Source organism: Variovorax sp. 01T439_2, assembly GCF_056398445.1.
The window spans coordinates 1-18,148 of sequence record NZ_JBFTPJ010000026.1 but is presented as its reverse complement, the minus strand read 5'-3'; the positions used below and the strand labels follow the sequence as shown (position 1 = coordinate 18,148).

Below are 18,148 nucleotides of genomic sequence, written 5' to 3'. Positions count from 1 at the left end.
GCGGTGGTGGTGCTGTTGGGCATCTACCTGCGCTCGGGCCGGCGGCTGCTCGCGGTGTGCCAGCCGCTGCTGTTCGCGGTGGTGCTCACGCTGGGCGGCATGGCCGTGCTCCAGGTGCCGCTGGGCATCCTGCACCTGGTGGGGCTGCTGCTGATCGTGGCGGTGGGCTCCAACTACGCGTTGTTCTTCGACCAGCTGCGCGTGGCCGGGCGGGCCGACGAGGACACGCTGGCGTCGCTGATGCTGGCCAACCTCACCACGGTGGTGTCTTTCGGGCTGATCGCGATCTCGGACATTCCGGCGCTGTCGTCGATCGGCCGCGTGGTGGCGCCGGGCGCCTTGCTGGCGCTGCTGCTGTCGGCCGCGTTTGCGCGCCGCGTGGCGCCCACGCCGCCCGCCGCGCGCGGCTGATGGGAAAATCCCGCGCCATGCCGTCCGCCTCTGCCGCTCCGTCCGAATCCTGGCCCTGGCCGCTTGCCATTCGCGCCAGCGCGGCCTGGCACGTGGCGGCCATTGGCGCCGGCGCGCTGGTGCCGGGCGCCATGCCCTGGGCCATCGGCGCCATCGTGCTGAACCATGCGCTGATCACCGGCGCGGGACTCACGCCGCGCAGCAGCCTGCTGGGCCCCAATGTCACGCGCCTGCCCGCGGCGGCCGCTGCCCGGCGCCAGGTGGCCATCACCATCGACGACGGGCCCGACCCCGAGGTCACGCCCCGCGTGCTCGACCTGCTCGACGCGCACGGCCAGCGCGCCACCTTCTTCTGCATTGCCGAGCGCGTGCTGGCCCACCCGGCGCTGGCGCGCGAGATCGTGGCGCGGGGCCACAGCATCCAGAACCACACGGCGCGGCACCGGCACAATTTTTCGTTCCTCGGGCCGCGCGGCTTTGCGAGCGAGATCGCGCGCGCGCAGGACATCCTGGCCGACACCACCGGCCAGCGCCCGACCTGCTTCCGCGCGCCGGCGGGCCTGCGCAATCCGTTCCTCGAGCCGGTGCTGCACCGGCTCGGCCTGTCGCTCGTGAGCTGGACGCGCCGCGGCTTCGACACGCGCGAAGGCGATCCCGCCAAGGTCATGGCGCGCCTGGACCGCAAGCTGCAGGCGCGCGACATCCTGCTCCTGCACGACGGCAACGCCGCGCGCACCCCTTTSGGAAACCCTGTATTGCTGGAGGTACTGCCCTTGCTTTTCGAACGCCTGCGCGCCGAGCGCCTGCACGCCGTCACCCTGCCGGAAGGCCTTGAACCATGAGCGCGGTGCTGCCTTCTTCGTCGTCGTCGTCTTCTTCCACCGATGCCGCCTGGCGCGAGCTGCATGAGGCCGCCACCGTTCCCTACAAGAAGGGCGGCAGCTTCGCCTGGCATTTCGCGCGCGGCAAGCTGGGGCGCGATCCGGTGTTCCGCGGGCTGCTCGAACGCGGGCTGATCGATGCAGCTCACCGGCGCGTGGTCGACATCGGCTGCGGGCAGGGGCTCTTCGCGAGCCTGCTCGCGTCGATGAGCCGCATGCAGGCGCACGGCCGCTGGCCCTCGTCGTGGAAGCCCACGCCGCCGGCCGCCGACTACACGGGCATCGAGCTGATGCCCAAGGACGTGGCGCGCGCCGAGGCTTCCATCGGGCACCTGCAGCCGGCGCCGCGGCTGGTCTGCGCCGACATGTGCTCGGTGCCGCTGCCCGAATGCGACCTGGTCGTGATCCTCGACGTGCTGCACTACGTGGGCATCGACGCGCAGGACGGCGTCCTGCGGCGGGTGCACGACGCGCTTCGGCGCGGCGGCAGTGCGAACGCCCGGCTGCTGCTGCGCGTGGGCGATGCATCGAGCAAGCGCGGCTTTGCCATCAGCCAGTGGGTCGACCGCACCGTGACGCGCGTCCGAGGCCACAAGGTGTCGCCCACCTGGGGCCGTCCGCTGTCCGACTGGGTGGCGGCGCTGCAGCGGCTGGACTTTCGCGTCCAGAGCATTCCGATGAGCAAGGGAACGCCCTTTGCCAAYGTGCTGCTGGTGGCCGACCTGGAGCATCGGGCGTGACCACGGCGCCGCAGACGCTCGACCGCGCCGGCATTGCCAAGCGCATTCCGCACAGCGGCAGCATGTGCCTGCTCGACCGGCTCGAACGCTGGGACGCCGAGTCCATCCACTGCAGCACCCGCACGCATGCGCAGCCCGACAATCCCTTGCGAACGGCGGGCGGCCTGCTTGCACCCAATGCCATCGAATACGCGGCGCAAGCGATGGCGCTGCACGGCGGTTTGCTGGCTGCCGAGGGAAGCTCGCCGTCGGCCGGATTCCTGGCGAGTGCGCGCAGCGTGCGCCTGTCGGTGGCGCGGCTCGACGACATCGACGGTGCGCTGCAGGTGCAGGCGCGGCGCCTGTCGGGCGACACCCACCAGATCCTCTACGAATTCGCGGTGAGCGACAGCGGCGCCCGCGTGCTGGCCGAAGGCCGCGCGGTGGTGGTGCTGAACACGCCGCTGGCAACTGGAGCCCACGCACCATGACGCTCGAAGGAAAACGCGCACTCATCACCGGCGCCAGCGGTGCCCTGGGCGCTGCCATGGCCGAGCGCCTCGCGCGCGACGGCGCCACGGTGCTGCTGCACGCCAACTCGCGGCCCGAAGCGGTGGAGCAATTGGCAGCCACCATCGCGGCCGCGGGCGGCAAGGCCGAGTGCCACCTGTTCGACCTGCGCAGCGACGAGGCCTGCCGCGTGGCCTGCGAGCGCATGCTCGAAGGCGGGCCGGTCCAGATCGTGGTCAACAACGCGGGCGTGCATGACGACGCCGTGCTGCCCGGCATGCGTGCCGACCAGTGGCACAAGGTCATCGACATCTCGCTCAACGGATTCTTCCGCGTGACGCAGCCCTTGCTGCTGCCGATGATGCGCACGCGCTGGGGCCGCGTGCTCAATATCTCGTCGGTCTCGGCGCTGACCGGCAACCGCGGGCAGGTCAACTACGCCGCCGCCAAGGGTGCGCTCAACAGCGCGACCAAGGCGCTGTCGCTCGAAGTGGCCTCGCGCGGCGTGACGGTCAACGCCATTGCGCCCGGCATCATCGCCTCGCCCATGGCCGATGCCGCCTTCGACCCCGCCATGGTCAACCAGATGGTGCCGATGAAGCGCGCCGGAACGCCGCAGGAAGTGGCGGCGCTGGCTTCATTCCTCGCCAGTGACGAAGCGGCCTACATCACGGGGCAGGTGATTTCGATCAATGGCGGAATGATCTGAGTTTGGCTGCCGGGGCGCGGCGATGGGGGTTGAGCCGCTGGGCGGCCGACGTCACCGGCCGCTCCGCGGCTTCCCTGCGCTGCTCGCGTCAGGCGGGGTCTCGCAGAACTCGCTCCACTGCGTTTCGCTCAGACAGCTGCGAGCCCTGATCCGCCTGTCGCTGCGCTCTCCCTCCGGGAGAGGGCTGGGGTGAGGGCAGCGGCATCAACGTCACGGCAAGTGCCCGGCAGGCGGTGCGGTGTGGACGGCCCCTCTGTGCCGCCGAAACGCGAGCACCGCAGGGCAGCCGCGAAGCGGCCGGCATAGTGGGGCCGACCGCGCCGCACCGCTTGCCGGGCACTCCCCAACAACGAGCAAACTCTATTTCTGAAACGGCRCAATCCCGCGCAGCTTGCGGAAAACCAGCCCCGGCAGCCGCACCACGAACTCGACCATCAACCGCGCGTGCATCCACGTCAGCAGCACGTTGTCGCGCCCATAGCGAAAGTGCGAGACCCCGCCTTCCTCGGCGCTCAGGTACTTCACCGGCGCGTCGATGTTCACGGGCTTGACGCCGCGCCAGGCCAGCCGCACGACGGCCTCGGTGTCGAAGTCGAAGCGCCGCATCCAGGGCTGTCGCGCCATCACAGCGATCAGGTCGGCCACCGGGTACACGCGGAATCCGTAGAGCGAATCGCCGACGCCGGCAAACAGGGTTTCGAGCTGGGTCCAGCCATTGGACACGCGCCGTCCGCGCACGCGCAACAGCGGGGCGGAGGCATCGAACACCGGGCGGCCCAGCACCATGGTCTCGGGCCGTGCCTGCGATGCCTTCATGAAGGCGGGAATCAGGTCGGCCGGATGCTGGCCATCCGAGTCCATGGTCAGCGCATGCGTGAAGCCGGCCTCGCGCGCCGCGCGCAGGCCGTGCAGCACGGCCGCGCCCTTGCCCTGGTTCTGCGGCAGCAGCCAGACCCGAAGGCCCGGGTCGCCGGCAGCCATCTGCTGCAGGCGCTCGCCGGTGCCGTCGGTGCTGCCGTCCACCACCACCCAGACCGGGCTCCACTGCGCGCGTGCCGCTTCGACCGTGGAGAACAGGCGTTCGCCCGTGTTGTAGCTGGGGATCAGGACAAGGTGTGTGCGCGAGGCGTCTGGCATGCGGGGGACGCGTCGGTTGCGCGCTGTTCCATGTGTTGGCGAAAGTATTGTTCGAGCTCCGATTGCAGCACGTGGCTGTCCTGCATGGGCGCGAAGCGCTGGCCCAGCCGGAGCCTGAAGACGATGGGCAGCGGCGGCACGCGCCACAGCGGCCAGCCCTTGCTGAGGTAGGGCGAGTCGGTCTCGATGAACACGGTCTGGATCGGGGCCTGCGCGAGCTTGGCGATCAGCGTCACGCCGGGGCCGAAGGGATTGAGCGGCGGCGTCACGGTGCGCGTGCCTTCCGGAAAGATCACCAGCTGGCCGCCATTGCGCAGGTCGGCCACCGCCAGGCGCACCATGGTGCGGGCCGACTCGTTGCTGATGTAGCGCGCCAGCCGTGCGCCCGCGCCCAGGAAGATGTTGCGCAGCAGGTCGGCCTTCATGATGCAGGCGCTGCGCGGCAGCCGCGCCACCAGCAGCAGCGCGTCGAGCATGGTGGGGTGGTTGGCCACGAAGATCACGCCCGGCTCGTTGCGCATCGGGTCCAGGCAGCTGGCGTCGATGCGCATCATCCCGGTCACCGAGGCCAGGCCCCAGAACATGCGGTAGGCGAAGGCGATGGTCAGGCGGCCCAGCGTGCGCGCGGGCGCCTCGGGCATCACCGGGTAGAGCAGCATCGCGACGAGGTTCCAGGCCAGCGAAATCAGCCCCAGGAACAGCAGCAGCGCGTAGAGCATCAACGCAAGCGGAATGGCCGTGAGAATGCGCAGCACGCGGGTCATCGACATGGGGTCGCCGGTCCGATCGATCGCGCCGGGTCAGGCCCGCAGGCGACCCGGTGCGACGGCGTGGGCTTCGATCTCGACCAGCAGGTCGCTGCGGCAGATGTCCGCTTCCAGGTAGACCGCGTGGCGGATCATCGGCGCGTCGGCGCCGAGCGCGCTCTCGAGCACGCCGCGCACCTTGTCGGTATCCCCCGGATGCCGCACGTAGACCACGCAGTCGAGCATGGAGAGCGCGAAGCTGGCCGTGGCCTGGCCGTTGGCGGCCGCGATCACGGCTTCGAGGTTGCGCAGCGTTTCGCGCGTCTGCTCCAGCACGTCGCCATGGTGCACGGTTTCATGGCCCACGATGCTCGCGGTGCCCGATATGAAAAGCGCCACCTCGCCATTGCCGATCTCGGCCAGCGCGGCGCGCGAGAAGGTGGGCGAGCGCGGGCCGTAGGTTTCGGGGTAGCGGTAGGCCGAGACCTGGCGCGGGTTCTCGACCGGCATGGGCGCGGTCTGGCCGGCCAGGAAGCGGATCGACAGCGCACCCTGGTGGATGCCCAGCGCACATGCCGCGGGCGCGCCCTCGAAGGCGGCGCGGCCAGCCTCGAAAAATGCTTCCTGGCGCCCGAGGTTGAACTGGCGGTAGCGCTCCAGCCCGCCGCCGTCGGCATTGATCTGCGGCAGGTAGTTCCAGATGCGCAGCAGGTGCGGCGTGCCGGCCTGGTCGAGGGTCTTGAACAGGTCGCGGTAGGCGCGGTGCGAGAGCTCGGCAAGATCCTGCTTCTCGACCGATTCGTCGAGGTCGATGGCGCCGAGCAGCCAGTGTCCGTCGCTGCGCCAGCGGGCGATGCCGGTGGTGCTCGATGCCACCCGCCCACCGCTCACGTGCCACACGTCCGCCATGGCGCCTTGCTCGGAAAGAACGCGTGCATTGACGGTCGGCATCCATGCCAGTTCATGCGGCGTGCCGTAGCCGAGCGCCGCGAAAGGCGCGCGGCCGTCGGCGGCCAGCGCAAGGCTGGCGGGCAGCGAAAGGCGCTCGACGCGCAAGGAGGAGGTGTTTTCGCCCTGGACTTGCACGGTCAGCCGGCCTCGACGGTGTTTTCTGGTTTGCGCGCCATGTATTCGGAGAACACGCCGAGGCTCGCGTGGCGGCGCACGTCGGTGAAGCCCGCGGCGCGCAGTGCCTCGAGCACGCGCTCGGGCGGAATGCAGGCCTCGATGGTGTCCCAGTAATAGCGCCACAACTCGGAGGTGTTGCTGCGGCGGCCGACCACGCGCGCGATCAGCGGCACCACGGCGCGCATGTAGGCCTTGAGCAGCGCGGTGGCGATGCGGCCGTTCGGCTTGGTGATCTCGAGCACCACCAGGCGCCCGCCCGGGCGCAGCACGCGGTGGAACTCGCCGAAGGCGGCCGCCACGTCGCTGATGTGGCGCATGGCGTAACCCATGCTCACGAAATCGCAGCTGGCATCCGGGCGGGGCAGCGCTTCCGCCACGCCCTGGACCAGCTCGACGCCGGGCAGGTCGACCTGTTCCATCATGCCCACGCTGGGATCGACGCCCACGAGCCGGCCCGCCGGCCCGATGATCCTGAGCGCCTCGCGGGCGACCAGCCCGGTGCCGATGCCGACGTCGAGCACCTGCGCGCCCGCAGCGAGCCCGGCCTGCGAGAGGGCGGCGCGGCGGTACGACGGGCCGGTGCCGAAGGCCAGCACGCTTTCGATGCGGTCGTAGTCGGCGGCGGTGCTGTCGAAGATGCGCCGCAGGAACGCCTGGTGCTCCGCCTCGTTCCTGTAGTACAGCGGCAATGGGGTGTGCGGCGGCAGGATGGTCGGATTCCCGGGCCCGACGGAAGGCGATGGCGTCATCGAAGGATTATCACCAAAAGACCTTGCCGCTTTGGCGCTGGCGCGCCGGCCGTTGTGCGCGCCGGACAGTAAACTCGGAGCTTGCTTTTGAAAACACAAGACAGCGAGATAGAAAGCCATGGCCGGACACAGCAAATGGGCGAACATTCAGCACCGCAAGGGCCGCCAGGACGAGAAGCGCGGCAAGCTCTGGACCCGCGCCATCCGTGAAATCACCGTGGCTGCCCGCGCCGGCGGGGGCGACCTCAGCGCCAACCCGCGGCTGCGGCTGGCGGTCGAGAAGGCCAAGGCGGTCAACCTGCCGATCGACACCGTCAAGCGCAACATCGACAAGGCCACCGGCAACCTCGAAGGCGTCAATTACGAAGAAATTCGTTACGAAGGGTACGGCATCGGCGGCGCGGCGATCATCGTCGACACCATGACCGACAACCGCGTGCGCACCGTGGCGGAAGTACGCCACGCCTTCTCCAAGCACGGCGGCAACATGGGCACCGAAGGCTCGGTGGCCTTCCAGTTCAAGCACTGCGGCCAGATCATCTTCGCCCCTGGCACCAATGAAGACAAGGTGATGGAAGCCGCGCTCGAAGCCGGCGCCGAGGATGTGGTCACCGATGACGACGGCGCCATCGAGGTGATCACCGCCGTCGCCGACTTCGAAGCCGTCAAGAATGCGCTCGAAGCCGCCGGCCTCAAGCCCGAGGTGGCCGAGGTCACCATGCGCGCCGAAAACACGATCGAACTGACCGGCGAGGACGCAGCCAGGATGCAGAAGCTGCTCGATGTGCTCGAAGACCTGGACGACGTCCAGGAGGTCTATCACAACGCCGCGCTCTCCGAATGAATGAACATTGATCCACAGCGAATGAAGAAGGCCCACGAATGAAGGTACTGGTAATTGGAGGAGGGGGCCGGGAGCACGCACTGGCGTGGCGGCTGGCGCAGGCCAGCCGGGTCAGCCGCGTGTACGTGGCGCCGGGCAACGGCGGCACCGTGAGCGACGAGCGCTACGACTGCATCGACATCACCGAGCCCGCCGCGCTGCGCGAGTGGGCTGCCAAGGAAAAGATCGCGCTCACCGTCGTCGGGCCCGAGGCGCCGCTGGCAGCGGGCGTGGTCGACGAATTCCGCGCGCACGGCCTGCGCATCTTCGGCCCCACGCAGGCCGCCGCGCAGCTCGAGAGCTCCAAGGCCTTCTCCAAGGCCTTCATGAAGCGCCACAAGATTCCCACGGCCGAGTACGAGGCCTTCACCRATGCCGCGGCGGCGCACGCCTACATCGACGCCAAGGGCGCGCCGATCGTCGTCAAGGCCGACGGCCTGGCCGCCGGCAAGGGCGTGGTAGTGGCCATGACCGCGCAGGAGGCGCACGAGGCGGTCGACTTCATGCTGGTCGACAACAAGTTCGGCGTCTCGCACAACGACGGCGGCGCGCGCGTCGTCATCGAGGAATTCCTGCAGGGCGAGGAAGCCAGCTTCATCGTGCTGTGCGACGGCAAGAACGTGACCGCGCTGGCCACCAGCCAGGACCACAAGCGCCTGCTCGACAACGACGAAGGCCCCAACACCGGCGGCATGGGCGCCTACTCGCCCGCGCCCGTGGTCACGGCCGAGGTGCATGCGCGCGCAATGCGCGAAATCATCCTGCCGACCATCCGCGGCATGGAAAAGGACGGCATCCCGTACACCGGCTTCCTCTACGCCGGCCTCATGATCGACGCCACCGGCCATCCCAAGACGCTCGAGTTCAACTGCCGCATGGGCGACCCCGAGACGCAGCCGATCATGATGCGGCTCAAGTCCGACCTGTTCGAGGTGTTCTGGCATGCCACCGACGGCACGCTCGACCAGGTCGAGCTGCAGTGGGACCGGCGCGTGGCGTTGGGCGTGGTGATGGCGGCGCACGGCTATCCGCTCTCGCCGCGCAAGGGCGACCGCATCACCGGCATTCCGCCCGAGGCGCCCGATGCCGTGGTGTTCCACGCGGGCACCACCCAGCAGGACGGCGAGCTCAAGACCAGCGGCGGCCGCGTGCTGTGCGTGACCGTGCTGGCCGACAGCGTGAAGCTCGCGCAGCAGCGGGCCTACGAGGTTGCCGCGCGCATYGGCTTCGACGGCGCGCAATACCGCAAGGACATCGGACACCGCGCGGTCCACGCGCGCAACACCCCGCACGCCTGATGCAACAGACCAACCAGGCAGCGGTCGGCGACTACCTGCGCAAGCTGCAGCAGGAGATCGTCGCGGCCGTCGAGGCGGCCGATGGCGGTACCTGCGTGCGCGATGCCTGGCAAAAGGAGCCTGGCGAGGCGCTGCAGGGCAGCGGCCTCACCTGCATTCTGGAAGGCGGCGCGCTGTTCGAGCGCGCGGGCTGCGGCTTCTCGCAGGTGCGCGGCCCCAGGCTGCCGCCTTCGGCCACGCAGAACCGGCCCGAGCTCGCCGGCGCGCCCTTCGAGGCCATGGGCGTTTCGCTGGTGTTCCATCCGCGCAATCCCTACGTGCCCATCGTCCACATGAACGTGCGCATGCTGGCCGCGCTGCCCGAGGGCAAGGACCCGGTGTGCTGGTTCGGCGGCGGCATGGACCTCACGCCCTGCTATGGCTTCGAGGATGACGCGGTTCACTTCCACACCGTGTGCCGCGATGCGCTGGCCCCTTTCGGCGACGACAAGTACCCGCGCTTCAAGACCTGGTGCGACGAGTATTTCTTCCTCAAGCACCGCAACGAGCAGCGCGGCATCGGCGGCATCTTCTTCGACGACTTCGCCGAGGGCGGATTCGACAACGGCTTTGCCTTGCTGCGCTCGGTGGGCAATGCCTTCCTGCCGGCCTACCTGCCCATCATCGAGCGGCGCCGCGCCATGCCCTGGGGCGAGCGCGAGCGGGCGTTCCAGCTGTACCGGCGCGGGCGCTACGTGGAGYTCAACCTCGTGTGGGACCGCGGCACGCACTTCGGGCTGCAGTCGGGCGGGCGCACCGAATCGATCCTGCTGTCGATGCCGCCGCTGGCCAGCTGGGCCTACCAGCAGCAGCCGGAGCCGGGCAGCCCCGAAGCCGCGCTGTACAGCGACTTCATCGTGCGGCGCGACTGGTTGTGAATCCTTCCGGCACGGCCCCGCGCATCGGCATCTTCGGCGGCGCCTTCGACCCGCCGCACAACGCCCATGTCGCGCTGGCCGAGGCCGCATTGGCGCAGCTCGACCTCGCCGAACTGCACGTTGTTCCCACGGGCCAGGCCTGGCACAAGAGCAGGGCGCTGACGCCGAAGGAAGATCGCCTGGCAATGGCCCGCCTGGCTTTCGGCGGATTGAAGGGCACGGTCGTCATCGACAGCCGCGAAGTGTTGCGCGACGGCCCCACCTACACGCTCGACACCCTGCATGAATTGCAGCGGGAACAGCCCGGCGCCCAGCTGGTTCTCATCATGGGTGCCGACCAGGCCGGCGCATTGCCGACATGGCACGGCTGGCAGGCTATACTCGGCATTGCTATTGTTTCTGTAGCGTATCGCGCATTATCGACGGGCGGCACTGCTCGTTTTGATCCGAAGATGCTGCCCGGCCTGCCGGCTGGCGCGCGTTTCGAGGCGCTCGAATTGCCGGCCATGGACACCAGCGCCACCGACATCCGGCGGCGTGCGGCGCTTGGCGAGGACATTTCCTCGCTGGTTCCGTCCGCCGTTGCACGCTATATTGACCAACACCACCTTTACCGCCCTGCCTGATGACCACTGAAGCCGCCGCCAAGAAAGACACCCAGAAACTCCAGCGAGCCATCATCGATGGTCTCGAAGACGTCAAGGCGCAGGACATCCAGGTTTTCGACACCGAGCATCTCTCGCCGCTGTTCGAGCGCGTGATCGTGGCTTCGGGCACCTCCAACCGGCAGACCAAGGCGCTGGCCGCCAGCGTGCGCGATGCCGTGCGCGAAGCCGGCTTCGGCAAGCCGCGCATCGAGGGCGAGGACAACGGCGAGTGGATCATCGTGGACTGCGGCGCCGCCGTCGCGCACATCATGCAGCCGGCCATCCGCCAGTACTACCACCTCGAGGAGATCTGGGGCGACAAGCCGGTGCGCGCCAAGCTCGGCGGCACCAAGCCGGCCCTTGCCACCGCCTCCAAGGTGATCGAGGAGAAGAAGCCGGTCGCGGCCAAGATGCCCAACCTGCGCCGCGCGAGCGCGGCCAAGACCGCCATCCGCGCGGCCGAGCAGGAAGCCAAGGCCGAGAAGGCCGGCCGAAGCCCGGCAAAGAAGACTGCCGCCAAGAAGGCGCCCGCGCGGAAGACCACCACGGCGCGCGTGCCGGTCAAGGTGGTCGGCAAGCCCGCCGCCAAGAAGCCAGCCGCAAAGAAGGCGCCTGCCAAGAAGGCGCCTGCCCGCCGCGCATGAAGCTGCTGGTGGTCGCCGTCGGGCAGCGCATGCCCGACTGGGCGCAGACTGCCTGGGACGACTACGCCAAGCGCTTCCCGCCCGAGCTCAAGCTCGAACTGCGCGCCGTCAAGACCGAACCCCGCGGCTCCAAGTCGCTCGAGACGCTCTATGCGGCCGAGCGCGAACGCATCGAGGGTGCCATTGCCAAGGGCATGCGCATCGTCGTGCTCGACGAGCGCGGCACCGCACTCACCACCAAGGCGCTGGCCGCGCGCCTGCAGGCCTGGCAAGGCGAGGGCGACGACGTGGCCCTGGTGATCGGCGGCCCCGACGGGCTCGACCCCGCCTTCAAGGCCGCAGCCCACGAACGCATCCGCCTGTCCGACCTGACCCTGCCGCATGCGATGGCGCGCGTGCTGCTCGTGGAGCAGCTGTACCGGGCCTGGTCGGTCAACGCGGGCCATCCGTACCACCGGGAATGAGCACCGGCTTCATCTATCTTGCATCGCAGAGCCCGCGCCGCGCCCAACTGCTCGGCCAGTTCGGCGTCCGTCACGAACTGCTGCTGGCCGGTGCCGACGAAGACGCCGAATCGCTCGAAGCGGTGCTGCCCGGTGAATCGCCGACCGCCTACGTGCAGCGCGTGACGGGCCTGAAGCTCGATGCGGCGGTCGCGCGGCGCCAGCGCCTCGGACTCGCCGATGCACCGGTGCTTTGCGCCGACACCACCGTGGCCCTCGGCCGCACCATCCTCGGCAAGCCCGAGGATGCACGCGATGCCGAGCGCATGCTCGCGCTCTTGTCGGGTGCCACGCACCGCGTGCTGACGGCCGTGGCGCTGCAGCATGGCCGCCGGCGCCATGCGGCGCTCAGCGTGTCACGCGTGCGCTTCGCCGACATGACCCGCAAGCAGATCGCGCGCTATGCCGCCAGCGGCGAGCCGCTCGGCAAGGCCGGCGCCTATGCGATCCAGGGTGCGGCGGCCGCATACATCGAGCACATCAGCGGGTCCTATTCGGGCATCATGGGACTCCCGATGTTCGAGACCGCGCAGCTTCTTCGCCGCGCCGGTTTCATTATTTAAGACCTCATGCAAGACATCCTGATCAACTGGTCCCCGCAGGAGACCCGTGTGGCGCTGGTCGAGCACGGCGCGGTGCAAGAGCTGCACGTCGAACGCACGCTGGAGCGCGGGCTGGTCGGCAACATCTACCTTGGCAAGGTGTCGCGCGTGCTGCCGGGCATGCAGTCGGCCTTCATCGACGTCGGCCTCGAGCGCACGGCCTTCCTGCACGTGGCCGACATCGTGGCGCCGTTCACGCCGGGCTCGCGGCCCAGTGCACCGGCCCCCGAGCGCGACCACCGCAACGGCGGGCCGATGGTGCCCATCGAGAAGCAGGTGTTCGAAGGCCAGTCGCTGCTGGTGCAGGTGATCAAGGACCCGATCGGCACCAAGGGCGCGCGGCTCTCCACGCAGATCAGCATTGCCGGCCGGCTGCTGGTGTTCTTGCCGCAGGACAACCACATCGGCGTTTCGCAGAAGATCCCTTCGGACCAGCGCGAATCCTTGCGCACGCGCATGCTCGCGCTGATCGAGGCCGCAGCCGCGGCCGACAGCGGCGGCGTGGTGCCTGCCAACACCGGTGGCTTCATCCTGCGCACCAACGGCGAAGATTCGTCCGACGCCGAGCTGGCAGAAGACATCGCCTACCTGCGCAAGACCTGGTCGCGCATCCGCGAGGCGTCAAGCAAAATGCCGCCGATGTCGCTGCTGCACCAGGACCTGAGCCTGCTGCAGCGCGTGCTGCGCGACATGACCAGCGAGGACACGCAGACCATCCGCATCGATTCGCGCGAGCAGTTCGAGGCGCTGCTCAAGTTCGGGCTCGAATACATGCCGCAGGCGGCCGGCAAGCTGCAGCACTACAAGGGCGAGAGGCCGATCTTCGACCTGTATTCGGTCGACGAGGAAATCGCCAAGGCGCTGGGCCGGCGCGTCGAACTCAAGTCGGGCGGCTACCTCGTGGTCGACCAGACCGAGGCGCTCACCACGGTGGACGTGAACACCGGCGGCTTCGTGGGCGCGCGCAATTTCGACGACACCATCTTCAAGACCAACCTCGAGGCGGCGCAGGCCATCGCGCGCCAGCTGCGGCTACGCAACCTGGGCGGCATCATCATCGTCGACTTCATCGACATGGGGCGCGACGACCATCGCGAGCAGGTGCTGGCCGAGTTCCGCAAGCAGCTCGCGCGCGACCGCGTCAAGACCACGGCGGGCGGTTTCTCGCAGCTCGGCCTGGTCGAGATGACGCGCAAGCGCACGCGCGAATCGCTGGCCCACATGCTGTGCGAGCCCTGCGCGGCCTGCGGCGGGCAGGGCATCGTGAAGACGGCGCGCAGCGTGGCCTACGACGCCATGCGCGAGATCCTGCGCGAAGCGCGGCAGTTCACGCCGCGCGAGTTCCGCATCGTGTCGTCGCCGCAGGTGATCGAGCTGTTCCTCGACGAGGAAAGCCAGCATCTCGCGGGGCTGAGCGACTTCATCGGCAAGCCGATCTCGCTGCAGTCCGAGCCCGCGATCGGGCAGGGCCAGTACGACATCGTGCTGCTCTGAAGGCTCGTCAGAGCGTCGGGTCCTGGCCCGGCGTCGCGCTGCGCACCGCCAGCGTCTGCAGCCGGGCATAGAGGCCGTCCAGCGCCATCAGCTGCGCGTGGCTGCCTTGCTCGGCGATGCGGCCCTGCTCCATCACGATGATGCGGTCGGCATGCTGGATGGTCGAGAGCCGGTGGGCGACGATCAGCGTGGTGCGGTTCTGCATCAGGCGCTGCAGGGCGTCCTGCACCAGCCGTTCCGATTCGGTGTCGAGGGCCGAGGTGGCCTCGTCGAGCAGCAGGATGGGCGCGTTCTTGTAGAGCGCGCGTGCAATGGCCAGGCGCTGGCGCTGGCCGCCGGAAAGCTGCGTGGCGTTGTGGCCGAGCACCGTGTCGATGCCCTGCGGCAGGCTTTCGACGTGGGAGGCGAGGTTGGCGGCTTCTATGCACTGCTGCACGCGAGCGCGATCGACGGCGGCGCCCAGCGCCACGTTGGCGGCCAGCGTGTCGTTGAGCATCACCACGTCCTGGCTCACCATCGCGAACTGCGCGCGCAGGCTCTTGAGCTCCCATTCGCTGGTGTCGTGCCCGTCGAGCAGCACCTGGCCGCCGCTCGGCAGCACGAAGCGCGGCAGCAGGTTGACCAGCGTGGTCTTGCCGGATCCCGAAGGCCCGACGAAGGCCACCACCTGACCCGGCTCGATCATCAGGTTCACGCCGTCGAGCGCGCGGGCCTCGTCCTCGCCGCGGTAGCTGACCCTGGCCTCGCGCAGTTCGATGCGGCCTTGCGCATGGTCGATGGCGAAGCTGCCCTGCGGCTCTGGCGCCACTTCGTCGATCAGCACCAGGCCGCGTTCGAGCGCTGCAAGGCCGCGCGTGATGGGCGCGGCCATGTCCGCCAGCCGGCGGATCGGCGCGATCAGCATCAGCATGGCCGTGATGTAGGCAACGAAGCCGCCCACGGTCAGGCCCTGTTCGCCGCTCTGCCAGAGCGCGATCATCACCACCACCGACAGTGCAAGCGCGGCCATCATCTGCGTGAGCGGCGTGGTGGCGGCCTGCGCAATGGTCGATTTCACGGCCAGGCGGTTCAGGCGCTGGCTCAGCTGTTCGAAGCGCTCGCCCTGCGCCGCCTCGGCCCCGTGCAGCCGCACCATGCGGTGCGCGAGCACGTTCTCTTCCACCACATAGGCGAGTTCGTCGGTGGCCTGCTGGCCCTGCTGGGTCAGGCGGTACAGGCGCTTGGAGAACACCTTCATGATCCACGAGATGCTCGGCACCAGGAAGGCGACGATGAGCGTGAGCTTCCAGTTCAGATAGACCAGGTAGGCGAGCAGCGCCACCAGCGTGAAGCCGTCGCGCGAGAGCCCGAGCAGGGCCTGCACCAGCAGCATGGAGCCGGTCTGCACCTCGTACACCACGGTGTTGGAAAGCGCGCTGGCCGACTGGCGCGAGAACAGCGCCAGCTCGGCCGCCAGCAGGCGCTGGAACAGCACGCGGCGCAGCCGCTGCATGCCTTCGTTGGCGATGCGCGAGAGCGCATATTGGGAAATGAACTGCGCGATGCCACGCACCGCGAACAGCAGCAGCACGGCCGCCGGCACGATCCACAGCGCGAGCTGGCCGCGGTTGAAGCCGCGGTCGAGCAGCGGCTTCAGCAGGGCCGCCATCAAGGGCTCGGTGACGGCCGCCAGCAGGGCGCCGATGAGCCCGACGGCCCACCAGTGGCGCGAGCCGCCGAACCAGGTCATGAGTCGCGCCAGCCGGCGTGTCAGGGGAGGGCGTGCGGTCTCACTGCCGGGGGATGCTTGCATGGCGGCGGATTCTACGGGGCCCACCGCAGGGCCCTTGGAGGGCCGCGCTGTAGGACCACATCGCCCGATACACGTTTTGTGACGGCACGATCGAACCAGTGTGTAACATGTGGCCCGTCGCACCGGGTAGAACTTTTTGACCCGAAACATCTCCGAACCGCATGAACAAGCCGTTGCCAGTTTCCATTCCAACTCCTTCTTCATCGTTTTTTGCACGCCGCGCCTTGATTGCGGCTCTTGCTGCAACTCCCATGCTGCCCGCGCTCGCCCAGTTCCGGGTCGAGGTGTCGGGCGTCGGACTCACGCAGCTGCCCATTGCGCTGGTTCCCTTCAAGGGGCAGGACGCCTCGCCGCAGAAGATCTCCGAGATCGTGCAGGCCGACCTGGAGCGCAGCGGCCAGTTCCGCGGCGTCGATGCCTCGGGCCAGGCGCTGGACGAAGCCTCGCGCCCCGACCTCGCGCTGTGGCGCCAGCGCACGGCCGATTCGCTCGTGGTGGGCAGCGTCACGCGCCTGGCCGACGGCCGCTTCGACGTGCGCTTCCGCCTGTGGGACGTGGTGCGCGGACAGGACCTCGGCGGCCAGAGCTACACCGTGCCGCAAGGCGATCTTCGGCTCGCCTCGCACCGCATTGCCGACTACGTCTATGAAAAGCTGACCGGCGACAAGGGCATCTTCTCGACCCGCATCGCCTACGTGACCAAGGGCGGCAGCCGCTATTCGCTGTGGGTGGCGGATGCCGACGGCGAGAACGCGCAGGCCGCGCTCGCCAGCCCCGAACCCATCATCTCGCCGGTCTGGTCGTCCAACGGGCAACAGCTGGCGTACGTGTCCTTCGAGTCGCGCAAGCCGGTGGTGTACGTGCACAACGTGGCGAGCGGGCAGCGCCGCCTCTTGGCCAACTTCCGCGGTTCCAACAGCGCGCCGGCATGGGCGCCCGATGGCGGCTCGCTGGCCGTCACGCTCAGCCGCGACGGCGGCTCCCAGCTCTACACGATCCCGGCGAGCGGCGGCGAGCCGCGCCGCCTGACCCAGAGCGCCAGCATCGACACCGAGCCCGTCTACTCGGCCGACGGCAGCACGATCTACTTCGTGAGCGACCGAGGCGGTGCGCCGCAGATCTACAAGATGAGCGCCAGCGGCGGCGCGCCGACGCGCGTCACCTTCAGCGGCACCTACAACATTTCTCCTTCTGTCAGCGGCGATGGCCGGTGGTTGGCCTACATCTCCCGCGTTGGCGGCGCCTTCAAACTCCATGTGATGGAGTTGGCCACCGGCAATGTCTCGGCCATCACCGACACCTCGGCAGACGAGAGCCCGAGTTTTGCCCCCAACAGCAAGCTGATCGTCTACGCAACGCACCTGCAAGGCCGCGAAGCGCTCATGACGACCACGCTGGATGGAAAAATAAAGGCACGTCTGGCGGGACAGGGCGGAGACATAAGAGAACCGGACTGGGGTCCGTTTCAAAAGCAATGACCAAGGTTTATTTGAGGAGTACCCAATGTTGAAACGTACGATTTATTCGCTGGCCATCGTGGCTCTGATTGCCGGCTGCTCGTCGGGCACCAAGCTCAACGACACCCCGGTGACCGACCGCTCCGGCACCGCCGGCGGCCAGCAGGGCAGCGCGAGCGCCGTGGCGCCCGTCACCATCGATCCCAATGCCGGTACCGCTCAAGGGCCGGTCGGTATCGAACGGATCGTCTATTTCGACTACGACAGCTATACGGTCAAGCCCGAGTTCCAGTCCCTGATCGACGGCCACGCCCGTTTCCTCAAGGCCAACCCGCAGCGCCGCGTTTCCATCGAAGGCCACACCGACGACCGTGGCGGCCGCGAGTACAACCTTGCACTCGGCCAGAAGCGCTCCGAGGCCGTCCGTCGCGCGCTGACGCTCTTGGGCGTGAGCGACGCCCAGATCGAAGCCGTGAGCTTCGGCAAGGAAAAGCCCGCGGTCCAGGGCTCGGGCGAAGAAGCCTGGGCACAGAACCGCCGCGCTGAAATCCGCTACACCCGGTGATGCAACACGCCCTGTTGCGAGGCGCGGCGCTGGCTGCCGCCTTGCTTTGCGTTTCGGCCGGCTCGCAGGCCGCGTTGTTCGAGGATGACGAGGCACGCCGCGCCATCCTCGACCTGCGCCAGCGGGTGGAGGCCATGCGCCAGCAGACCGACCAGCGGCTGACCGACGAAAACGGCCAGCTGCGCCGCAGCCTGCTCGACCTGCAGAACCAGATCGAGCAGATGCGGGGCGATCTCGCGCGCATGACCGGCCAGAACGAGCAGCTGCAGCGCACGGTCAGCGAGATGCAGTCGCGCCAGGCCACCATCGACGACCGGCTCAAGCAGAACGAGCCGACGAAGGTTTCGGTCGACGGC

At 68.7% G+C, this 18,148-nt stretch carries 19 protein-coding genes and 2 pseudogenes; 16 read left to right on the top strand and 5 right to left on the bottom strand.

Annotated elements, in window-relative coordinates; all coding sequences use genetic code 11:
* From AC1DOC_RS02440 to fabG, 5 genes and pseudogenes are all read left to right on the top strand, one after another.
* Positions 1-411 (top strand): annotated as a pseudogene (locus AC1DOC_RS02440) (MMPL family transporter); the annotation flags it as partial.
* Positions 411-1,253: a polysaccharide deacetylase family protein gene (locus tag AC1DOC_RS02435; RefSeq protein ID WP_478129356.1), complete on the top strand. Its 843-nt coding sequence runs from the start codon at positions 411-413 to the stop codon at positions 1,251-1,253. The pseudogene AC1DOC_RS02440 and the gene AC1DOC_RS02435, both read left to right, overlap by 1 nt.
* Positions 1,250-2,032: a class I SAM-dependent methyltransferase gene (locus tag AC1DOC_RS02430; RefSeq protein ID WP_012747783.1), complete on the top strand. Its 783-nt coding sequence runs from the start codon at positions 1,250-1,252 to the stop codon at positions 2,030-2,032. The genes AC1DOC_RS02435 and AC1DOC_RS02430 overlap by 4 nt, the downstream gene beginning before the upstream one ends.
* Positions 2,029-2,502, top strand: a complete 474-nt coding sequence (locus AC1DOC_RS02425; RefSeq protein ID WP_012747784.1) for a hotdog family protein — start codon at positions 2,029-2,031, stop codon at positions 2,500-2,502. Before AC1DOC_RS02430 ends, AC1DOC_RS02425 begins: the two co-directional genes overlap by 4 nt.
* On the top strand, positions 2,499-3,230 hold the full coding sequence (gene fabG / locus AC1DOC_RS02420) for a 3-oxoacyl-ACP reductase FabG (RefSeq protein WP_012747785.1): 732 nt from the start codon (positions 2,499-2,501) through the stop codon (positions 3,228-3,230). Before AC1DOC_RS02425 ends, fabG begins: the two co-directional genes overlap by 4 nt.
* Positions 3,231-3,590: 360 nt before the next feature.
* Here fabG and AC1DOC_RS02415 read toward each other — a convergent pair whose 3' ends face one another.
* Genes AC1DOC_RS02415 through AC1DOC_RS02400 form a run of 4 tightly spaced genes read right to left on the bottom strand, consistent with a single transcriptional unit; the run spans position 3,591 to position 6,990 of the window.
* Positions 3,591-4,367, bottom strand: a complete 777-nt coding sequence (locus AC1DOC_RS02415) for a glycosyltransferase family 2 protein (protein WP_478129355.1) — start codon at positions 4,365-4,367, stop codon at positions 3,591-3,593.
* Positions 4,334-5,137 (bottom strand): lysophospholipid acyltransferase family protein, encoded by an 804-nt coding sequence (locus AC1DOC_RS02410; protein ID WP_012747787.1) that lies wholly within the window; start codon positions 5,135-5,137, stop codon positions 4,334-4,336. Before AC1DOC_RS02410 ends, AC1DOC_RS02415 begins: the two co-directional genes overlap by 34 nt.
* A 30-nt stretch (positions 5,138-5,167) precedes the next feature.
* Positions 5,168-6,199, bottom strand: a complete 1,032-nt coding sequence (locus tag AC1DOC_RS02405; RefSeq protein WP_012747788.1) for a chorismate transformation FkbO/Hyg5 family protein — start codon at positions 6,197-6,199, stop codon at positions 5,168-5,170.
* 2 nt (positions 6,200-6,201) lie between these two features.
* Positions 6,202-6,990: a class I SAM-dependent methyltransferase gene (locus tag AC1DOC_RS02400; RefSeq protein WP_012747789.1), complete on the bottom strand. Its 789-nt coding sequence runs from the start codon at positions 6,988-6,990 to the stop codon at positions 6,202-6,204.
* A 118-nt stretch (positions 6,991-7,108) separates the two neighbouring features.
* Between AC1DOC_RS02400 and AC1DOC_RS02395 the strand changes: the two genes are divergently transcribed.
* The 8 genes from AC1DOC_RS02395 to rng are packed head-to-tail and all read left to right on the top strand — an operon-like array spanning position 7,109 to position 13,978.
* Positions 7,109-7,834 (top strand): YebC/PmpR family DNA-binding transcriptional regulator, encoded by a 726-nt coding sequence (locus AC1DOC_RS02395; RefSeq protein WP_012747790.1) that lies wholly within the window; start codon positions 7,109-7,111, stop codon positions 7,832-7,834.
* Between the two features lie 38 nt (positions 7,835-7,872).
* A complete protein-coding gene (gene purD, locus AC1DOC_RS02390; protein ID WP_478129354.1) occupies positions 7,873-9,171 on the top strand; it encodes a phosphoribosylamine--glycine ligase in 1,299 nt (432 codons plus the stop codon).
* Positions 9,171-10,088: an oxygen-dependent coproporphyrinogen oxidase gene (gene hemF / locus AC1DOC_RS02385; RefSeq protein WP_478129353.1), complete on the top strand. Its 918-nt coding sequence runs from the start codon at positions 9,171-9,173 to the stop codon at positions 10,086-10,088. The genes purD and hemF overlap by 1 nt, the downstream gene beginning before the upstream one ends.
* Positions 10,085-10,714 (top strand): nicotinate (nicotinamide) nucleotide adenylyltransferase, encoded by a 630-nt coding sequence (nadD, locus tag AC1DOC_RS02380; RefSeq protein WP_012747793.1) that lies wholly within the window; start codon positions 10,085-10,087, stop codon positions 10,712-10,714. Before hemF ends, nadD begins: the two co-directional genes overlap by 4 nt.
* Complete coding sequence (gene rsfS, locus AC1DOC_RS02375; RefSeq protein ID WP_012747794.1) at positions 10,714-11,379, top strand: ribosome silencing factor; 666 nt, start codon at positions 10,714-10,716, stop codon at positions 11,377-11,379. Before nadD ends, rsfS begins: the two co-directional genes overlap by 1 nt.
* On the top strand, positions 11,376-11,843 hold the full coding sequence (gene rlmH, locus AC1DOC_RS02370) for a 23S rRNA (pseudouridine(1915)-N(3))-methyltransferase RlmH (RefSeq protein ID WP_012747795.1): 468 nt from the start codon (positions 11,376-11,378) through the stop codon (positions 11,841-11,843). The genes rsfS and rlmH overlap by 4 nt, the downstream gene beginning before the upstream one ends.
* Complete coding sequence (locus tag AC1DOC_RS02365) at positions 11,840-12,445, top strand: Maf family protein (protein WP_012747796.1); 606 nt, start codon at positions 11,840-11,842, stop codon at positions 12,443-12,445. Before rlmH ends, AC1DOC_RS02365 begins: the two co-directional genes overlap by 4 nt.
* Before the next feature lie 6 nt (positions 12,446-12,451).
* Positions 12,452-13,978: a ribonuclease G gene (rng, locus tag AC1DOC_RS02360; protein WP_012747797.1), complete on the top strand. Its 1,527-nt coding sequence runs from the start codon at positions 12,452-12,454 to the stop codon at positions 13,976-13,978.
* Positions 13,979-13,985: 7 nt separating this feature from the next.
* Here rng and msbA read toward each other — a convergent pair whose 3' ends face one another.
* Positions 13,986-15,770, bottom strand: a complete 1,785-nt coding sequence (msbA, locus tag AC1DOC_RS02355; RefSeq protein ID WP_026284061.1) for a lipid A export permease/ATP-binding protein MsbA — start codon at positions 15,768-15,770, stop codon at positions 13,986-13,988.
* 251 nt (positions 15,771-16,021) lie between these two features.
* Between msbA and tolB the strand changes: the two genes are divergently transcribed.
* The 3 genes and pseudogenes from tolB to AC1DOC_RS02340 all read left to right on the top strand — a co-directional run.
* Positions 16,022-17,248, top strand: coding sequence for a Tol-Pal system beta propeller repeat protein TolB (gene tolB / locus AC1DOC_RS02350; protein ID WP_012747799.1), 1,227 nt, complete (start codon positions 16,022-16,024; stop codon positions 17,246-17,248).
* A 25-nt stretch (positions 17,249-17,273) separates the two neighbouring features.
* Positions 17,274-17,792: a peptidoglycan-associated lipoprotein Pal gene (pal, locus tag AC1DOC_RS02345; RefSeq protein ID WP_012747800.1), complete on the top strand. Its 519-nt coding sequence runs from the start codon at positions 17,274-17,276 to the stop codon at positions 17,790-17,792.
* Positions 17,792-18,148, top strand: a pseudogene (locus AC1DOC_RS02340) (tol-pal system protein YbgF); the annotation flags it as partial. The gene pal and the pseudogene AC1DOC_RS02340, both read left to right, overlap by 1 nt.